Origin of the sequence: Mesoflavibacter zeaxanthinifaciens subsp. sabulilitoris (genome assembly GCF_014191595.1) — a bacterium.
Lineage (GTDB): Bacteria > Bacteroidota > Bacteroidia > Flavobacteriales > Flavobacteriaceae > Mesoflavibacter > Mesoflavibacter zeaxanthinifaciens.
The window spans coordinates 241,147-257,565 of the sequence record NZ_JACHWV010000001.1; the positions used below are offsets into that span (position 1 = coordinate 241,147).

The 16,419-nt window shown below is 30.7% G+C and carries 16 protein-coding genes, 1 tRNA gene and 1 other RNA gene; 12 read left to right on the forward strand and 6 right to left on the reverse strand.

Translation table 11 applies throughout. The features are described from left to right. Positions 1 to 3 precede the first annotated feature (3 nt). Both FHS04_RS01135 and FHS04_RS01140 read right to left on the reverse strand, forming a co-directional pair. Positions 4 to 747 (reverse strand): carboxypeptidase-like regulatory domain-containing protein, encoded by a 744-nt coding sequence (locus FHS04_RS01135; protein ID WP_106678159.1) that lies wholly within the window; start codon positions 745 to 747, stop codon positions 4 to 6. A 102-nt stretch (positions 748 to 849) separates the two neighbouring features. Then, complete coding sequence (locus tag FHS04_RS01140) at positions 850 to 1,884, reverse strand: glutaminyl-peptide cyclotransferase (protein WP_106678157.1); 1,035 nt, start codon at positions 1,882 to 1,884, stop codon at positions 850 to 852. Between the two features lie 88 nt (positions 1,885 to 1,972). Here FHS04_RS01140 and ffs point away from each other — a divergent pair. From ffs to fsa, 3 genes are all read left to right on the forward strand, one after another. Next, positions 1,973 to 2,071: signal recognition particle sRNA small type (gene ffs / locus FHS04_RS01145), an RNA gene on the forward strand. Positions 2,072 to 2,158: 87 nt separating this feature from the next. After that, positions 2,159 to 2,959: an SDR family oxidoreductase gene (locus FHS04_RS01150; protein ID WP_106678155.1), complete on the forward strand. Its 801-nt coding sequence runs from the start codon at positions 2,159 to 2,161 to the stop codon at positions 2,957 to 2,959. Positions 2,960 to 3,064: 105 nt separating this feature from the next. Continuing rightward, positions 3,065 to 3,718, forward strand: coding sequence for a fructose-6-phosphate aldolase (gene fsa, locus FHS04_RS01155; protein ID WP_027878791.1), 654 nt, complete (start codon positions 3,065 to 3,067; stop codon positions 3,716 to 3,718). 55 nt (positions 3,719 to 3,773) lie between these two features. Here the strand turns inward: fsa and FHS04_RS01160 are convergent, their stop codons facing one another. Then, the gene (locus FHS04_RS01160) at positions 3,774 to 4,187 is read right to left on the reverse strand and encodes a DUF2452 domain-containing protein (RefSeq protein ID WP_106678153.1); all 414 of its coding nucleotides are present in this window, start codon (positions 4,185 to 4,187) and stop codon (positions 3,774 to 3,776) included. A 31-nt stretch (positions 4,188 to 4,218) separates the two neighbouring features. Continuing rightward, positions 4,219 to 5,781 (reverse strand): protein adenylyltransferase SelO, encoded by a 1,563-nt coding sequence (locus tag FHS04_RS01165; protein ID WP_106678151.1) that lies wholly within the window; start codon positions 5,779 to 5,781, stop codon positions 4,219 to 4,221. A 169-nt stretch (positions 5,782 to 5,950) separates the two neighbouring features. Here FHS04_RS01165 and FHS04_RS01170 point away from each other — a divergent pair, with 169 nt between their 5' ends. The 6 genes from FHS04_RS01170 (at position 5,951) to FHS04_RS01195 (ending at position 12,432) form a co-directional block, all read left to right on the forward strand. Further along, on the forward strand, positions 5,951 to 7,735 hold the full coding sequence (locus FHS04_RS01170; RefSeq protein WP_106678149.1) for a helix-turn-helix domain-containing protein: 1,785 nt from the start codon (positions 5,951 to 5,953) through the stop codon (positions 7,733 to 7,735). A gap of 102 nt (positions 7,736 to 7,837) precedes the next feature. Beyond that, on the forward strand, positions 7,838 to 8,920 hold the full coding sequence (locus tag FHS04_RS01175; protein ID WP_106678147.1) for a serine hydrolase domain-containing protein: 1,083 nt from the start codon (positions 7,838 to 7,840) through the stop codon (positions 8,918 to 8,920). Positions 8,921 to 8,945: 25 nt separating this feature from the next. Then, a complete protein-coding gene (locus tag FHS04_RS01180) occupies positions 8,946 to 9,812 on the forward strand; it encodes an SDR family oxidoreductase (RefSeq protein ID WP_106678145.1) in 867 nt (288 codons plus the stop codon). Further along, complete coding sequence (locus FHS04_RS01185; RefSeq protein WP_106678143.1) at positions 9,809 to 10,426, forward strand: CatB-related O-acetyltransferase; 618 nt, start codon at positions 9,809 to 9,811, stop codon at positions 10,424 to 10,426. Before FHS04_RS01180 ends, FHS04_RS01185 begins: the two co-directional genes overlap by 4 nt. Positions 10,427 to 10,627: 201 nt before the next feature. Further along, a complete protein-coding gene (locus FHS04_RS01190; protein ID WP_106678141.1) occupies positions 10,628 to 11,272 on the forward strand; it encodes a hypothetical protein in 645 nt (214 codons plus the stop codon). Between the two features lie 35 nt (positions 11,273 to 11,307). Further along, a complete protein-coding gene (locus FHS04_RS01195) occupies positions 11,308 to 12,432 on the forward strand; it encodes a serine hydrolase domain-containing protein (RefSeq protein WP_106678139.1) in 1,125 nt (374 codons plus the stop codon). Between the two features lie 95 nt (positions 12,433 to 12,527). On the opposite strand, the gene FHS04_RS01200 is transcribed toward FHS04_RS01195, so the two are convergent. Beyond that, positions 12,528 to 12,612 (reverse strand) — tRNA-Ser (locus FHS04_RS01200). Between the two features lie 190 nt (positions 12,613 to 12,802). Between FHS04_RS01200 and FHS04_RS01205 the strand changes: the two genes are divergently transcribed. The 3 genes from FHS04_RS01205 to FHS04_RS01215 all read left to right on the forward strand — a co-directional run bounded on the left by FHS04_RS01205 (position 12,803) and on the right by FHS04_RS01215 (position 15,256). Further along, positions 12,803 to 13,432 carry an NAD(P)H-dependent oxidoreductase gene (locus tag FHS04_RS01205; RefSeq protein ID WP_106678137.1) on the forward strand — a complete coding sequence of 210 codons (630 nt, stop codon included), beginning with the start codon at positions 12,803 to 12,805 and terminating at the stop codon, positions 13,430 to 13,432. Between the two features lie 69 nt (positions 13,433 to 13,501). Continuing rightward, entirely contained in the window at positions 13,502 to 13,963 is a 462-nt protein-coding gene (locus FHS04_RS01210; protein WP_106678135.1) for a thioredoxin family protein, read from the forward strand. A gap of 99 nt (positions 13,964 to 14,062) precedes the next feature. Continuing rightward, positions 14,063 to 15,256 (forward strand): DegT/DnrJ/EryC1/StrS family aminotransferase, encoded by a 1,194-nt coding sequence (locus FHS04_RS01215; protein WP_106678133.1) that lies wholly within the window; start codon positions 14,063 to 14,065, stop codon positions 15,254 to 15,256. On the opposite strand, the gene ribB is transcribed toward FHS04_RS01215, so the two are convergent. After that, positions 15,253 to 16,404: a 3,4-dihydroxy-2-butanone-4-phosphate synthase gene (gene ribB, locus FHS04_RS01220; RefSeq protein ID WP_027878804.1), complete on the reverse strand. Its 1,152-nt coding sequence runs from the start codon at positions 16,402 to 16,404 to the stop codon at positions 15,253 to 15,255. The two genes, FHS04_RS01215 and ribB, sit on opposite strands and share 4 nt — an antisense overlap. Between the last annotated feature and the right edge of the window lie 15 nt (positions 16,405 to 16,419).

Sequence of the window (16,419 nt, forward strand, 5' to 3'; positions counted from 1 at the left end):
AAATTAGTCTTTCTCTTTATAAGCTTTAACTATGGCGTTAAATTCTTTTGCAGATTGCACTAAATATTCGATTAAATACACTTCTTTTTCTGGTTGTAATAGCTTACTATCTATATACGAAGCTTCTATGTATTGAATAAATAAATCCTGTTGATGATTTTGTATTTTTAATGTGTTTTTGAAGAAGAATTGATCTAGTATTTTAGAGTTTTCAAAGGTTGAAATTAACTCTTCGTAAGTAGCATATTGTATAGGTTGTTGTTTGTTTTTATTTTTAAAAAGTTTACCAATCATATTAAAGACTTGAATAAAATCTATACCACCATCATTTAAATTTCCATATAAATGTGGATTGTTTTTTATGTCTTCTAATAGTTGATTATGTAAATTAGTTTCTACCTCTTCTATAGTTGCTAATTTAGGCATGTGTTTTTCTTTTAAAACAACTTCTTCTAATTCGTTATTAATTTTTTTTAATTCGATTACAAGTGTATCATTTGTATGCGAAGCATTAATAATTAAAGTTTGTTCGTGATAAAAGATAGAACTAAAATGTAATGTGTCATTAACTTTTGCTGGAATAGTAAATTGTCCTTTTTTATTAGAAACCGTAAACTTTTTTGTATTGAGGTTTACAATCTTAATATTTTCTATTGCAGCAATAGAGTTGTAAACTATTCCATTTACTTGTTGAGCATTAGCAAAAAAACAAGTAAAGAGCGTTAATATAAAAGAAAAATACCTCAATAGACTTTAGGTTAGTTAGTCCATCAAAAATAGAATTATTGCCTAGCTAATTTTAAAAATTATAAAACTTTAACGCTTTGTTTTTAAATGTTTAACAGTGTTTTACTGGATGATTTTTACCTCAAACAACTTGTCCCAACGTTTACCAGTTAAGAAAAAAGTTTTGGTTTCTGGGTTGTAGGCTATACCATTAAGCGTATTTTCGTCTAAAGAAAAATTGTCTATTTGATCTGTTAATATTTTGCAGTCTATTACAGCATCTACAGCGCCATTTTTTGGATTAATTACAGCAATACCTTTACGTTGCCAAATGTTTGCATATATTTTATTATTTGCCCATTCTATTTCATTTAAACGACCAATTTTTCCTTTAGCTGTACATACTTGGATATGGTCAGTTTCTACTAAAGTTTCAGGGTTTATAGTCCAAATCAAACTTGTACCATCGCTTTTGTAAAGCTGTTTACCGTCATTACAAAATCCCCAACCTTCTTTACTTTTACCGTAATTAAAGCTTCCTGTTTTTTCTAAAGTTTCTGCATTGTAGGTAAATCCTTTTTTTGACATCCATGTTAAATGGTAAACTTTGTTATTTAAAATGGTTAAACCTTCTCCAAAAAAAGCATCAGGAATACTTATTTCTTGTAAAACATCACCAGTTTTATAGTCAATTTTTCTAATTTTAGACTCACCGCGTTGTCCAGTACTTTCATATAAAACGCCATTATTAAACTCTAATCCTTGAGTAAAAGATGTTTTATCATGTGGATAGGTGTTTAATATTTCAACTTTATAAAATTTAGGATTTTTATCATTTAATACTGAAATAACTTCGGTTACTTCAACAGTTTCACCATCAAAATTTACAGTTGCTGTAATGGTATGTTCACCTAATTTAAAATCTGATAGTGGTTGATTTTTAGAAATCGGTTTACCATCTAAAGAAAAATCTACCGAAGAAATTTCAATATTTTTTGGATTAATAAGAGCGACTTCTAGCGTTTTATCAATGCTAATTGTGCTGTTTTCTGTATTAGTTTTTATAGATAAACTCTTTTTTAGGGTTTCTGCGTCTTCACCGCAAGATGTTAATAAAACGGTTAAAATTATGATTGTAAGCTGTTTAAGTGTATTCATTTTAAAAATAAATTATTCAGCAAGTTATTTATTAAAATTCATTATAAAAAATCATTGTGAAAAAATTAAAAGTGTGTATCTTTGCAGCCGGCAAGTCCTACACAACCAGCTCCTGCTGAATCCTCCAGGTCGGGAACGAAGCAAAGGTACGCGGTCGTAGCGGTGTGATGTAGGTAGCTTGCCTTTTTTTGTACCCAAAACTTAACGTTTTAGAGTTAAGATTTTTTAAATTCGCTTTACTTTTATTTTAAAATTCAAAACTTATTTTTCTACAATGTCTAAAGTTATATTAATTACAGGAGGATCTTCAGGAATTGGTAAATCTATAGGTGATTTTTTAACCCAAAAAGGGTACATTGTTTATGGTACCAGTCGTAACCCTAAAAACTACACCAATAGTAATTTTAATTTAGTCGCTTTAGATGTTAATAATACAGCAACTATTAACGAAGCTGTACAAACCGTTATTGACGCCGAAGGTAGGTTGGATGTTTTAGTTAATAATGCAGGAGTAGGTATTACTGGAGCTATTGAAGAAATACCTGCAGAACAAATACAGCATAACTTTAATACTAACTTTTTTGGACCAATTAATGTAATAAAAGCGGTATTGCCACAAATGCGAAAGCAGCAATCTGGTTTGGTTATTAATATTACATCTATTGCTGGCTATATGGGATTACCTTACAGAGGAATTTACAGTGCAAGTAAAGGTGCTTTAGAGATTTTAACCGAAGCATTTAGAATGGAAACTAAAGACTTTGGAATCAAATTTACAAACATTGCTCCAGGTGATTTTGCAACTAATATTGCTGCAGGACGTTATCATGCACCAGTATTAAAAGACTCGCCATATACAAAATACCCAAACGTATTAAAAGACATAGATGAAGATGTAAGTAGTAGTGGATCACCAATTGCAGTTGCCAAAAAAGTACATGAAGTAATTAATACTAAAAATCCAAAAATACATTATAAAGTAGGTGCTTTTATGCAGAAGTTTTCTATTGTATTAAAGTTTTTACTTCCAGATAAAATGTACGAAAAATTGCTTTTAAACCACTACAAGCTTTAAGAAGATAAAATGTTAATATTATTTAATATTAAATTTTAATCAACATGTATTAAAGTTGTACTTTCGTAAGCACAAATTATACACAACTAATAAATACTATTTAAAATGAAATTTTTTATTGATACTGCCAATTTAGACCAAATTAGAGAAGCGCAAGATATGGGTATTCTTGATGGTGTTACTACAAACCCATCTTTAATGGCTAAAGAAGGTATTACAGGTCATGATAATATCTTAAAACACTATGTAGATATTTGCAATATTGTAGATGGAGATGTAAGTGCAGAAGTGATATCTACAGACTTTGAAGGTATGGTAAAAGAAGGTGAAGCTTTAGCCGAATTACATGACCAAATTGTTATCAAATTGCCAATGATAAAAGATGGTGTAAAAGCTTGTAAATATTTTAGTGATAAAGGAATTAAAACTAATGTAACATTAGTATTCTCTCCAGGTCAAGCTTTATTAGCAGCAAAAGCAGGAGCGACATATGTAAGTCCGTTTATTGGTCGTTTAGATGATATTTCTACAGATGGATTAAACCTAATTGCAGAAATTAGACACATCTTTGATAACTACAATTTTGATACTGAAATTTTAGCAGCTTCTGTACGTCACACAATGCACGTTATAGATTGTGCTAAGATTGGTGCAGATGTAATGACTGGACCATTAAGTTCTATTGAAGGTTTACTAAAACATCCTTTAACAGATAGTGGTTTAGCTAAGTTTTTAGAAGATTATAAAAAAGGAAACTAGTTATATTACTAGAATAGAATAAAAAAAGTCCTAAGCATTTTGCTTAGGACTTTTTTTATTGATCATTTTCTACTTTTTTCCACATGTGTTCAGAATTAAGGTAAAAACTACCTACAAAATCAAAATTACATTCCGAAGGAGCAATTATTGATAAAAACGGTAAGTTGTTTTTATCTCTGTACAAGTGATAAACTTCACCTAAAATAGGCTCGAAATTAAATTTAGCATTATAGACAAGGTTATTATACTCAAGCTCTTCCATCATTCTATCATATTCTGCTTTAAGCTCTAAATATTTTGCCTTTATTTGTTTATTGGCTTTATGTATGTTTTTATTTTTCCAAGTAATATTTTCTTTTACAACAATAGCTGGCGCACCAACATTGGTTGCATACGGTTTTAATGCAGCATCATAAGAATTTGTGTCAGTATTAAACACTACATTATCAGGTTTTTTCTCTGTAGACATTGCTAATTTCTTTTATGCAAAGATACTAATTTTAAGAGCTACAAGATAGCATAGAACAACCTACTTTATGTCTTGCCCATTCTGGTCGTTTTGCAAACCATTTTTCATGTTCTGGTTGCTCAGCATAAGGTTGTTTTAACAGATTATATAACTCGTCGATTAAACAATAATCACCTTTATTAGCATCATCTATTGCTAGTTGTGCCATGTAGTTTCTTAAAACATATTTTGGGTTAATACTGTTCATTTGTTTTTTTCTCGCTTTCGCGGAAATTGTCTCACGCTTTAATCGTTCAGCATAGGATAAAAACCATAAATTCCATCGTGTTTTGATGGCTTCGGTAATTATTTTTGGTGTATAAAATGCTTCAGAAATTAATTGAAATCCTTCCGCATATTTTTCACTTTCAAAATCTGCTAATAACCTAAAAAATATAGTGAAATCAGTTTCAGTAAGTTGTAAGCAATCTTCTAACTCTTGAATCAAAATAGCGTCTTTTTCATCTTTCAATTGTAACCCTAATTTAGAACGCATCATAGCTTTGTAACGTTCTATTTTTTGTTCTCCAAAGTAGCCTAAAATAGCTTCAAAACCTTCAGCTTCATTTACTAAAGGATATAAAGCATTAGCAAGCTGAAATAAATTCCAATGCACAACATCTACTTGTGCGCCATAACGGTAACGTTTGTGTTGTGCATCTGTGGTATTTGGTGTCCAACTTGGCTCGTAACCTTCTAACCAACCATATGGACCATAATCTATGGTTTGCCCTAAAATGGACATGTTATCGGTGTTCATCACACCATGAACAAAACCAACGCGTTGCCAATGCATGACCATATCAAGACTTCGGTTGGCTACTTCATTAAAAAACTTTAAATAAACGTCTTTACTTGGTTTTCCTAAAAACGCATAATGTGTGTTAATGGTATAATCTACAAGCGTTTTTAAGGTTTTAAAGTCTTGTCTTGCCGAGAGAATTTCAAAATTACCAAAGCGTAAAAAGCTTTGAGACACACGACAAACAATTGCGCCTTTTTCATATTCTAGATTGCCGTCATATAATTTATCGCGCAACACTTGGTCGCCTGTAAGTGCTAAGCTTAAAGCGCGCGTTGTTGGAATGCCTAAATAGTGCATTGCTTCGCTACATAGATACTCACGGATAGAACTTCTTAGAACAGCTAACCCGTCAGCACTTCTAGAGTAAGGCGTTTCTCCAGCACCTTTTAACTGTAATTTCCAGTTAGTGTTATTGTGTTCAACTTCAAATAAATTAATAGCTCTACCATCGCCTAATTGTCCTGCCCAATGTCCAAATTGATGTCCGCCATAACACATGGCGTAAGGTTTGGTGTTATCAAGAATTTTATTTCCTGTAAAAATGTTTAGAAACTCTTCAGTATTTGCATCTTCGGCAGTTAAACCTAAGATTTCTAATACTTCAGGAGATATATGAATTAGCTTTGGATTAGATGTTTTTTTAGGTGAAACAAAGCTATAACACGCTTCCTTTACTTGTCTGCGACTGTTTTCTGTTTTAGAATCTGCAGGAAGTTGATTTATAAAGCTATTTTTTATGTTGAATTTCATTAAACCTTTTCTTTTTCAACACAAAGATAAGGATTGTTTATTTGCTTCTTTAATTAACTAACCACATTAAATTGTTTTAAATTTTATGATAAACTAACATATTAAAGCCTTAATTTACTAATATTGTTAAATGATTTTTATTTAAAATAATTAGAGTTCATTACAGATAATGATAGATAATAAGTCTATAGCTGTTCTACCTTTTGTCAATATGAGTAATGATATTGATAACGATTACTTTTGTGACGGAATTACAGAAGAAATTATTAATGCTTTAACCAAAATTAAGGGACTAAAAGTAATTGCTAGGACTTCTTCTTTTGCTTTTAAAAACAAAAGCATTGATGTTAGACATATTGGTAGTCAATTAAGTGTAGCAACCATCTTAGAAGGTAGTATTAGAATATTTAAAGATAGAATACGCATTAATACCCAGTTAATACGAACAGATGATGGATTTCAAATTTGGTCACAAAATTTTGATAGAAAATTAGATCATATTTTTGAACTTCAAGATGAAATAAGTTTAATTATAGCAGAACAGATTAGGGAAAACTTTGGACACTTACATATACATAATCATATATCTATAATTGGAACTAAAAATATTTATGCTTATAAATTATATTTAAAAGGTAGAGCTTATCAACTTAATTGGGTTTTAGAAGATTATCTTAAAGCAATAGATTATTATAAAAAAAGTATAGCAGTTGATACAAATTTTTATGATGCTTACTTTGCATTAAGTAGATCCTATGGTATTTTATCTAGTTGGGGATTTATAGATAAAACAGAAGGAGAAAGATTAGCTAAAAATTATTTAAATAAAGGCTTAAAAATTAATTCATCATCTTATTTAGCATATTTTTCTCAATCCTCATTAAGTTTTTGGAACCAATGGAATTACACAAAAGGCATAAATTTATTAAAAGAGACATTACATAAAAACCCAAACTATGCTATAGCTTATGAAGGTATTGCCGAAATATATATGGCTACTAATCAGTTAGAAAAAGCTTTGCTAAATATTAATAAGGCTATAGAAATTAGTCCATTATCACCTAATCATCATTTTACTAAAGGAAATATTTATTTTCTAAAAAAAATGTATAACGAATCTATTTTACATTTAAATGAATGTTTAAGAATAGATCCAAATTTTAGTTTAGCAATTGAAACTAAATTAGCATGTTATATATTTTTAAACGACGTTTCAAAATTTGAAAATTTTATAGCTGTAAAGCCACAACTAAATTATCCTGAAATTTGCAAAGCGTTATTTAGTTTGATTAATAAAAAACAATTAAAAAGACCTATTGACATTGCCACTATTGATATAGATGAAAGTTTTAAATATATATATCCTTGGCATTTTTATTTACTGATACATTATGGTAATACAGAAAAAGCACTAGATGTTTTTGAAGATAAAATGAAATTAAAAGTAGGTCAATTAGTTAATTTTCAATTAGATCCTTTTTTAGATTCTTTGAGAGAAAACAAGCGCTTTCAATTAATAACAAAACAAATTATTTCTTCAGAATCATTCTCAGAACACAAAGAAGTTATAAATAAAATTGAAAGAGAAATTTCAAAACCTTTTAATGATTCTGAGATTAAGGAATATAAGTTGATTTTAGAGAATTTTATTAAAAAAAGTAAGCCATTTTTAAATCCAAATCTTTCATTAAAAGAACTAGGTGAAAGTATTGATTTACATCCTAATAAATTGTCTTGGTTACTTAATACTGAATTCAATAAGAATTTTAATGATTTTATAAACTACTTTCGTCTTAATCATTTCAAAACTATAGCCTTAGATCCTAAAAATTCTCATCTTACTATTCTTGGGTTGGCTTTTGATAGTGGTTTTAATTCTAAAAGCGTATTTAATACATACTTCAAAAAAGCTGAAGGTATTACACCTAGAGTTTGGATGAAGCAAAACTTGTAGTAAATTATAATCAGTTCGTTTCAGATTATAATTTAGCACGACTCATAACTGTTTATACTTCAATTTTGCAGTATCAAACAATCAATTAAAAAACGAACAGTTATGACAACATTACACAAACTTTTAATGGCATTTATAATAGCTATTGTAATGCTTTTTACATCATGTTCATCAGATGATGACAACAACACAGCTTCCATTGATTACACAACCGCTGAAAATTTATTAACTGACATTAACTTTCAAGGTTATGCCATTATCACAAAAAATGGAAGCGATTTAGTCCGACAAGGATTTGGTTTAGCAAATGAAAATACTGCACTTCCTCAAGATTACCAATTAGCCTATCGTATTGGTTCAGTATCAAAAACCTTAACTGCAGCATCAATTATTCAGCTAAAACGCGATGGTTACATTACGAGCTTTAATCAAACTTTGGATGAATTCGATTCAGAATTCCCAAACGGTGATCAAATAACAATCGCACACTTATTATCGCACCAATCAGGTATTCCAGATTATCAATTTGTGGTTGAAGATGCTGCAGCACAAGGAAGCTTTTTTGATGAAGAAGACATCTATGAGGTGATTATTGAACTAATTACAGAAAACGGACTCAACTTTACACCTGGTGCCGGAAAACAATACAGTAACTCTAACTACCTTATTGCTGCGTTGTTGATTCAGGAATTAACTCAGATGCCTTATCATGATTATATTCAACAAAATATCTTTAACCCTTTGGAAATGACAAACACTTACAGAGGAACAGATCATATTAACCCAAATACACATGCAGAAGGCTATAATAACGGTAGCGCAAACAGTATTTACCCTATGAATTTAGCGTTTGGCGCTGGCGATTTTAGTAGCACACCAAAAGATATGGAAACGTGGACGAATGCTGTAAAAACAAACTGGTTTTCAGCTACAGAAAAAAAAGAAGACATATTTGCGCAAGATGTACCAAGCGGCTATGTAGATTTTGGTTTAGGTTGGTTTACCACACAAGAAGGCAACACCACACTTTACTGGCATGGTGGCGATATAGATGGGTATTGGAGCATGATTGGTTTTGTGCCAGAATACAACGCAACTATTGTATTATTAAGCAATCAACAAGACGATTCTGGCGAACAACGCAATACCATAATTCAGCAACTGTTAACTAATGAATTTAATTAAGGTTCAATCTTAAACATCACTCAAAATGCAACATACCAATATATTATTAGCAGGTGCTACTGGTTATCTTGGTAGACATTTATTAAAGGTTTTAATAGAAAAACAAAACCAGGTGGTTGCTATTGTCCGTAAGCCAAATCAGATAGATAATCCTAATGAAAATTATCTAGAAATTAAGCAAGCCGAAGTCACCAAACCCGAAACTTTAAGAGACATTTGTAAAGGGATAAATACGGTCATTTCAACCGTTGGTATTACGAGGCAAAAGGATGGCTTAACCTATATGGATGTCGATTATCAAGCAAATATGAATTTACTTGAAGAAGCAAAAAAGTCTGGTGTAAGCCACTTTGTTTATATGTCTGCTATTAATGGCGATAAACATCGACATTTGAAAATTTTTGAAGCCAAAGAAAAGTTTGTTGATGCTTTAAAAACATCAGGATTGAACTATACCATTGTTAGACCTAACGGATTTTTTTCTGATATGAAAGATTTTCTGCAAATGGCAAAATCAGGTCGTGTGTATTTATTTGGATCAGGAAATCAAAGATTCAACCCAATTCATGGTGAAGATCTAGCCAATGCGATTGTCGATAACTTAGAAGATTACAATAACGAATTAACCGTTGGAGGTCCTGATATATTAAGCTTAAATGATATTAGTAAACTCGCACTGACTTCATTAAACAAGCCAATAAAAATAACGCATTTACCAGATTGGATAAGACGATTCACCATTTGGACTTTAAGAACATTTACCAGCGTTAAAACCTACGGTCCTATTGAATTTTTCCTAACTTTAATGGCAGACGATAATATTGCACCAACCTATGGTAAACACCATTTAAAAGACTATTTTAGAGAAGAAGCTAATACACTAGAGATATGAATATTCCGGATCCAAATACCGTTTTTCCTTTAGCAAATTACGATAAGTTATGTTTTTTAAAAAACTACATCAACAATCCTAATATTGAAGTTGGTGACTACACCTATTATGATGATTTTGAAGATGTTTCTAACTTTGAAAAAAACGTAAAATATCATTTCGATTTTATAGGTGATAAACTCATCATTGGTAAGTTTTGCATGATTGCTTCTGGTGCTACCTTTATTATGAATGGTGGTAATCATTTAACTGAATCCACATCAGCCTATCCGTTTGCCATATTTGGTGGTGCATGGCAACATGCTATGGATGACAAAACCTATCCAACCAAATGTAATACCGTAATAGGTAATGATGTTTGGATTGGTCACAATGCTACCATTATGCCTGGTGTAACCATTGGTGATGGAGCAATAATAGCAACAAAATCAGTAGTTACAAAAGATGTTGCACCTTACACTATTGTTGGCGGAAATCCTGCAAAACCGATTAAAAAGCGGTTCTCTGAAGATACCATTTCAAAACTACTAGAACTTAAATGGTGGGATTGGGATATTGAGAAAATCACTAAAAATGTAGACAAACTTACATCGCATCCTGAAGCGTTGTTTTAAAATAAAACTTTAAAAATTAACATAAGGTTTAGCACTAATTGTGTTAAGCCTTTTTTTTATTGAAACAACTCAAATCACTGTAAGTACTGAATTTCAAAAAGGTTTCAAATCATAATTCAGGACGATTGACATTCACTTCTTTAACATCTTTGTCACATCAAATAATCAAACAAAAAACGAACAATTTAAACATCAATCACAATGAAAAAATTACTAATTATTTGTTTAGCACTATTCACAATTCACGGTTTTGCTCAACAGATTTCAAAACAAGAAAAAAACCATGACACAGATTTAAAATACAGAGTTAGTTTTCCGGCAATTATTTTAGGAAATATTGGAAAAGGAGGAGAAAGAACCAACACACAACACATTGAATTACACGTTAAACGTGAGCTTGACGCCAAAAACATCGTTGGTTTTAAATTTGCTACATGGAGATTATTTCAACCTATGGGCATTCAATGGTGGGACGGACTAAAAGATAAAATAGACTCTGAAACCGAATTTTATCCTGGTTATTTACGCGAAACAGGTATAGGTATATCTTATCAACGTATGCTTTGGAAAGGATTATTTGCTTCGGTTGAAGTTTTACCGTTATACAAAACCTATTTAGATCTTGATGACAAAAAAATAACTAACGGTTTTAAACTTTACAACTCATATCATATAGGTTATCATTTTGCTTTTGGAAAAAAGAAACAGTTTTTTATAGAACCACAATTTCATTGTAATGTTTGGCATTTTGACACCAATACGCCAGATTCATTTAAGCAACTCGACAATGAATGGGATTCTTATTTTCTATTTGAACCCAACCTTTATATTGGTATAAAATTTTAACTTATAAAATCATCATTCAACAAATTACAAATATTATGAAACATCTATTTTTTAGCTTACTCTTTTTTATAGGGTTTTCAGCAATATCACAACAATCCATAGAGACAACTATTGAAGAACGTTTTAAAACCGAATTAGAAAAAGAAAATATTAAAAGCGGAATACTACATGTATATTCTGAATCTCGTGATATCGATATTCAGTTAACGGAAAGTAAAGAAGATACTATTTCAATAAATCACCCATTTTATACAGCTAGCATTACCAAGATGTTTACCGCAACAGCAATTGGTATTTTAAAGGATCAGAATAAATTAAATTTTGAAGATAAGATTGCTGGATATTTACCAGATTCATTGATTACTAATCTTCATGTTTTAGGAGGTAAAAACTATTCTGAAGAATTAACCATAGCAAATCTATTACAACATATCTCTGGTTTACCTGATTATTTCACCGATGAAACAAATGACGGAAGTCCGAATATCATCAATCAACTATTAATGAAACCCAATAAATTGTGGTCAGCTGAAGAACTGATTCAGTTTTCAAAGGATAATATGAAGCCTCTTTTCGTTCCTGGTGAAGGTTATCATTATACAGATACGGAATATGTGATTTTGGCGTTGATAATTGAAAACGTAAGTGGTTTATCGTTAGGTGAGTTCTTTAAGAAACACATTTTTCAACCTTTAAACATGCATAGTTCGTACATGAACTTAAAATCTAAAGCTATAGATAATAAACGTTGTATAATTAAATTCTATGCAAGTCAATACGAGTTGTCAACACTTAAAAGCTTAAGCGCAGATTGGGGAGGCGGCGGTTTAGTCTCGACCACTCACAATTTAATTGCATTTTTAAAAGCCTTTAATACCGATAAAATTGTAAAGAAAGAAACACGTTTAGCCATGCAAAATTGGGTAACTGAAACAAAAGGTATGGAATACGGTTTTGGAATAAGACATGTGTCTTTAGGTGAATTAACTAACACAGAATCGGACTTGCAGCTTATTGGTCATTCTGGATCTACAGCGTCGTTTTTATGGTATTGTCCGCAATTAGATACATATATTTCGGGGACTTTTAATCAATTAGAAGTTTCGAAAAGCGCTTTAATACTAGTATATAAAATATTAACAATGATAGAAAAACAATAGGCTTATTCTTTTTTAGCTAGAATACATAAATTTACACCCATATTTATACCTAAAAGTAAAAACCCTTGCAAAACAATGTTTTACAAGGGTTTTAGCGGAGAAAGAGGGATTCGAACCCCCGGAGGTGTGACCCTCAACAGTTTTCAAGACTGCCGCATTCGACCACTCTGCCATTTCTCCAGTGTGTCTCATTGGGTATTTCCCAAATGCGAGTGCAAATATAGATAGCTTTTTCATTTATTTCAAATAAAAATGAACTTTTTTTATAAAAAAATTTTTTCAAACTCTGCTAGAGTTTAAGTATGTTAAATTTATCTTTTTAGGACTCTATATATCAGTAAGCTATATTATTTTTGCTCAAAAAATTAAGATGGATATTACACAAGATTTAAAATGGAGATATGCTACAAAAAAATTTGATAATAATAAAAAAGTATCTAAAGATGATATCGATAAAATTTTAGAAGCTTTTAACCTTACAGCTTCTTCTTACGGTTTACAACCAATAAAACTTGTTGTTTTGCAAGATGAATTAAAACAAGAAGAGTTAGTAAAATTTTCAATGATGCAACAACAAGTAAAGGATGCATCACATGTTTTAGTTTTTTGTATAGACTCTGAAGTTAATGAAGATAAAATTTCAGACTATTTTAATTTAGTAAAGCAAACTAGAAATACTCCAGACGATATTTTAAATCCTTTTAAAAAGTTTTTGATTGAAGATTTCAAACTAAAAACTCAAGAAGAAATTGAAGCATGGGCAAAAAACCAAGCATATTTAGCTATGGGAAACTTATTGACTGTTTGTGCTATGTTAAAAATAGATTCATGTCCTATGGAAGGTTTTAATCCAGATAAATTTGATGAAATTTTAGGTTTACATAAACTAAATTTAAAAAGTGTATTGGTTATGCCTATAGGTTATCGTTCTGAAGACGATTTTATGGCTAGTCTAAAAAAAGTGAGAAAGCCTATAGAAGATATGATCATCTTTAAATAATGTAATATTTTGGCTTAATTGTTGTTATTTAGATATAAATAATACATTTGTACATATAATTTTTAAGTAATGAAACATATAATTTTCATATTTAGTTTATTTTTTTCTTCACTTTTATTTTCTCAAGAAGAAGAACATTCAAGTTTAAATTGGTTAACAGACTTGAACAAAGCAAAAGTAGAAGCAACATCTTCTAAAAAACCAATTTTAGTATTATTTACAGGAAGTGATTGGTGTGCACCATGCAAAATGTTAAAAGAAGATTTTTTTGATTCTAATGAATTTGAAACTAAATCTAAGCAATTTGTTTTATTAATGATTGATATACCAAGACGTACAGATATAATTACAGAAGAACAAAGAAAAAAGAATTTTGAAGTTGTAAGAAAATACAATAAAGAAGGTAGTTACCCTAACCTTGTTGCTTTAGATGATAATTTGAAAGTAATAGGAGAGCTGTCAGGCTATACTTTTTTAAGAGAAACAGATAGACATTTTGCATTTATAGATTCAATATTAGAAAACTATTAAATATTAATAATTAATAAAAAAAAGCGTTGTGACTTTATGTTATGACGCTTTTTTTTTCTTCTTATTAATAGTAAATTTGAAATTAATAAAATAAAAATTATGCCAGGATTTGAAAGCTTTGGTGAAGCAGAGCGAAAAGAAGTACAAGATGTATTAGATAGCGGTATATTAATGCGTTACGGATTTGATGCTATGCGAAACGGACATTATAAAGCTAAATCTTTAGAAGAAGAGTTACAGTCTACTTTACAAGTAAAGCACGCACAATTAGTTACAAACGGAACAGCTGCAGTTTCTGCGTCATTAGCAATAGCAGGCGTAGGAGCAGGAGATGAGGTTATTGTACCTTGTTTTACATTTGTAGCGTCTTTTGAAGCTATTATGATGCTAGGAGCTATACCTGTTTTAGTAGATATAGATGATACATTAACTTTAAGTCCTGAAGCAGTAAAAAAAGCAATCACACCAAAAACTAAAGCTATAATGCCTGTACATATGTGTGGTAGTATGGCAAATTTAGATGCGTTAAAAAAGATTTGTAATGACTATAATTTAGTTTTAGCAGAAGATGCATGTCAAGCTGTTGGTGGTACTTATAAAGGAAAATATTTAGGAACATATGGTGATGTAGGTTCTTTATCCTTCGATTTTGTAAAAACTATAACTTGCGGTGAAGGAGGAGCAGTACTAACAAATAATCCAGAATTTGCCAAACATGCAGATCAGTTTAGTGATCATGGTCATGACCATGTTGGTAATGATAGAGGAGCAGAATCTCATCCAGTTTTAGGTTATAACTTTAGGATTTCAGAACTTAATGCTGCAGTTGGATTAGCTCAAGTAAGACGGTTGAAAGACTTTATAGCTATTCAAAAGAAAAATTACACAATTCTAAGAGAAGCGCTATCCGAAATTGAAGAAGTTACTTTTAGAACTGTTCCCGAAGGAGGAGAAGAAAGCTATGCTTTTTTAAATTTCTTTTTACCTAATTTGGATACAGCAAGGAAAGTTATTGCTTCATTTAAAGAGAAAGGTGTAGATGCTTGTTTTCATTATTACGATAACAATTGGCATTATGTGCGTAAATGGGATCATTTAAAAGACATAAAAACTCTATATCCTGTATCTAAAGAGGTAAAGGAAGGTTTGTCTTATCTAAAGCATAAAACATTTGATCAATCAGACCACTTTATTGGTAGAAATATCTCATGCTTAATCAAATTATCTTGGACTGAAGCAGAGGTGAAAGAAAGAGCTAAATTAATGGTTCAAGCTATAAAAGAATCTCTTTAATAATTTACATATTCTACAATTTCTAACCCATAACCAATCATTCCTACGCGTTTGGTTTGTTGTGAGTTAGAAATTAATTTTAATTTATGAATATTTAAATCATGAAGTATTTGGGCTCCAATCCCAAAGTCTTTATTGTCCATTGCTATAGCAGGAGCTTTTGTAATTTTATTAGGTACCTGTTTTTCTTTTAAAACCGAAAGACGTTGTAGTAAATTCATACTTTCAGCTTGTTGATTAATAAATAAAATGGCTCCTTTACCTTCTTTATTTATTACTTTAAACATATTATCTAACTTTTGGTCTGCATTATTAGTTAAAGTACCTAAAATATCATTATTAACTAAAGTAGAGTTAACTCTAGTTAATACTTCATCCTTACTAGTCCAATCGCCTTTAGTTAAAGCAATATGAATTTGGTTATTAGTGGTTTGTTGGTAAGCTCTTAATCTGTAATTACCAAAACGTGTTTCTATATTAAAATCTTCCTTTTTAATAATTAAAGAATCATGCTCCATACGATAAGCCACTAAATCTTCAATAGAAACTATTTTTAAATCGAACTTTTCAGCAACTTTTATTAATTGAGGTAAGCGCGCCATAGTACCGTCTTCATTCATGATTTCAACGATAACACCAGCTGGTTGTAGTCCAGCTAATCTAGCAAAATCTATAGCTGCTTCAGTATGACCAGTACGTCTTAAAACACCACCTTCTTTTGCTACTAAAGGAAATATATGACCTGGTCTTGCTAAATCATAAGGTTTTGTGTTTGGATTTATTAAAGCTTGAACGGTTTTAGATCTATCTGCAGCAGAAATACCTGTTGTTACACCTTGACCTTTTAAATCTACAGATACTGTAAATGCTGTTTCCATGTGGTCTGTATTATTAGTAACCATCATGTGTAGGTCTAATTCTTTACATCTTTTTTCGGTAAGTGGTGTACAAATTAATCCTCGACCATGTGTTGCCATAAAGTTGATCATCTCTGGAGTAACTAATTCGGCAGCAGCTAGAAAGTCGCCTTCATTTTCTCTGTCTTCATCATCAACAACTATAATTACTTTTCCTGCTTTAATATCTTGAATAGCTTCTTCTATAGTGTTTAATTTTACGTCTACTGCGCTAACTGTTTTTGTGCTCATTACCTTAAAATTTGT

Excerpts from the sequence above, each read along its gene's own strand:
- FHS04_RS01140 (WP_106678157.1), bottom strand. The coding sequence starts at position 1,884 with ATGAATACACTTAAACAGCTTACAATCATAATTTTAACCGTTTTATTA.
- FHS04_RS01150 (WP_106678155.1), top strand. The coding sequence starts at position 2,159 with ATGTCTAAAGTTATATTAATTACAGGAGGATCTTCAGGAATTGGTAAA.
- fsa (WP_027878791.1), top strand. The coding sequence starts at position 3,065 with ATGAAATTTTTTATTGATACTGCCAATTTAGACCAAATTAGAGAAGCG.
- FHS04_RS01160 (WP_106678153.1), bottom strand. The coding sequence starts at position 4,187 with ATGTCTACAGAGAAAAAACCTGATAATGTAGTGTTTAATACTGACACA.
- FHS04_RS01165 (WP_106678151.1), bottom strand. The coding sequence starts at position 5,781 with ATGAAATTCAACATAAAAAATAGCTTTATAAATCAACTTCCTGCAGAT.
- FHS04_RS01170 (WP_106678149.1), top strand. The coding sequence starts at position 5,951 with ATGATAGATAATAAGTCTATAGCTGTTCTACCTTTTGTCAATATGAGT.
- FHS04_RS01175 (WP_106678147.1), top strand. The coding sequence starts at position 7,838 with ATGACAACATTACACAAACTTTTAATGGCATTTATAATAGCTATTGTA.
- FHS04_RS01180 (WP_106678145.1), top strand. The coding sequence starts at position 8,946 with ATGCAACATACCAATATATTATTAGCAGGTGCTACTGGTTATCTTGGT.
- FHS04_RS01185 (WP_106678143.1), top strand. The coding sequence starts at position 9,809 with ATGAATATTCCGGATCCAAATACCGTTTTTCCTTTAGCAAATTACGAT.
- FHS04_RS01190 (WP_106678141.1), top strand. The coding sequence starts at position 10,628 with ATGAAAAAATTACTAATTATTTGTTTAGCACTATTCACAATTCACGGT.
- FHS04_RS01195 (WP_106678139.1), top strand. The coding sequence starts at position 11,308 with ATGAAACATCTATTTTTTAGCTTACTCTTTTTTATAGGGTTTTCAGCA.
- FHS04_RS01205 (WP_106678137.1), top strand. The coding sequence starts at position 12,803 with ATGGATATTACACAAGATTTAAAATGGAGATATGCTACAAAAAAATTT.
- FHS04_RS01210 (WP_106678135.1), top strand. The coding sequence starts at position 13,502 with ATGAAACATATAATTTTCATATTTAGTTTATTTTTTTCTTCACTTTTA.
- FHS04_RS01215 (WP_106678133.1), top strand. The coding sequence starts at position 14,063 with ATGCCAGGATTTGAAAGCTTTGGTGAAGCAGAGCGAAAAGAAGTACAA.
- ribB (WP_027878804.1), bottom strand. The coding sequence starts at position 16,404 with ATGAGCACAAAAACAGTTAGCGCAGTAGACGTAAAATTAAACACTATA.